Source organism: Rhizobacter sp. P3_B12 (assembly GCF_056402895.1).
Window position 1 is genome coordinate 1 of the sequence record NZ_JBFUGN010001192.1, and the last position, 1,670, is coordinate 1,670.

Below are 1,670 nucleotides of genomic sequence, written 5' to 3' on the forward strand. Positions count from 1 at the left end.
GTGGTGGGCGCAGGGCGGCGTCACGCTGCTGGGCCTGGCAGCGCTCGCGCTGCTGAGCTGGTGGTACCGGCGCGAGCCGCACCCGTTCGCGGTCGTGATGCGCCGCTTCGGCGTGATGGCGATCAGCACCTGGGTGCTGCTGACCATCGCGATCGCTGCCGGCCACCGGCTGCCGGCGGTGCAGCAGCAGATGGTCAACATCGGGCCGGCGATCTGGTACGTGTTCTTCGCGTCGCTGCTGCTGCTGGTGCCGTTCCTGTCGAAATCGCAGCAGGTGATGCGCGAGTTCTCGCTGCTCGCGGCGGTGAGCACGATCGCGACCTCGCTCGACCTGTTGTTCGTCGCGGTGTTCTCGCTCGGCCAGTTCGCCTCGGTGACGCTGGCGCTGTTCCTGTCGCTGGGCATCTACGCCGGCGCGCGGCAGTGGATCCTGAACCAGCTGCTCGGCAGCAACGTGCTGACGACCGAGCGCATGTTCGAGAAGCTCTACCGCATGGCGCGCGAGGTGGAGACGCACCCCGAGCGTGCATCGGACATGCTGATGCAGCTGCTGCGCGAGCTGTTCGATCCGATGGAGGCGGTGGTGGTCGAGAAGGCCACGCGCAGCGCCCGCGTGGCCGGCGACGGCTCGACGCTGGTGGTGCCGGTGCCGCAGCTGCCCGGCGTCGGCGACGGGCTGCCCGGCTCGGTGGTGCTGCGTTTCGCGCACCGCGGGCGGCGGCTCTTCACGTCGGAAGACGCGCGGCTGGCCGAACGCATCCTCGAGCAGCTGCGCCGCGCGATCGCGTTCGACAAGGCGGTGGAGCAAGGCCGCAGCGAAGAGCGGCTGCGCCTGGCGCAGGACCTGCACGACGACATCGGCGCGCGGCTGCTGACGCTGATGTACAAGGCGCAGTCGCCCGAGATGGAAGAGTACGTGCGGCACACGCTGCAGGACCTGAAGACGCTGACGCGCGGGCTCGCCGCGCCGAACCACCCGCTGTCGCACGCCGCCGCCGAATGGAAGGCCGACCTGACACAACGGCTCACGGCGGCGCACATCGAGCTCGGCTGGAACCTCACCTTCGACCGCGACATCTCGCTGACTGTCGTGCAGTGGTCGGCGCTGACGCGCGTGATGCGCGAGCTGGTGAGCAACGCGATCGCGCATGCGAAGGCGCGCCGCGTCGACATCGAGTTCCACCTGCTGCAGGACCGGCTGGAGCTGACGATCACCGACAACGGCCTCGGCCGCGACCCGCAGGCCTGGGCCCACGGGCTCGGGCTGGGCGGCGTGCGCAAGCGGGTGAAGCAGCTGGGCGGCGAGGTCGAGTGGAAGGAAGCCGGCGCGGTCGGGATCCGCTGCCGGGTGACGATCAGGCAGCTGTCGGAGCGGCGCTGACACGGCCCCTCCCGGGGCTCGATATAATCGTTACATGAATCGTTTCACTGAAAACGACGATTCATTCATTTTCACCTATGGAAAATCGATTTTCCACCTGAAAAGTATCGTTTCACGATGACGATCGCCGACCGCCTCGTTTCCACGCTGCGCACCTGGCAGCGGATGCCGGCCGGCCGGCTGCTGGAGCTGCTGCAGGTGAGCCGGCCGACGCTGATGCGCGCCGTGCGCGCCGCCGGGCCGGCCGTCATCACGCGCGGCAGCGCGCGCCGCACCGCCTACGCCGCCC

The 1,670-nt window shown here is 69.2% G+C and carries 1 protein-coding gene; it reads left to right on the forward strand.

The annotated features are described in order from the left end of the window. A partial coding sequence (locus AC1D01_RS33670; RefSeq protein ID WP_477873812.1) for a sensor histidine kinase occupies window positions 1-1,381 on the forward strand: 1,381 nt, incomplete at its 5' end. Window positions 1,382-1,670: the final 289 nt, after the last annotated feature.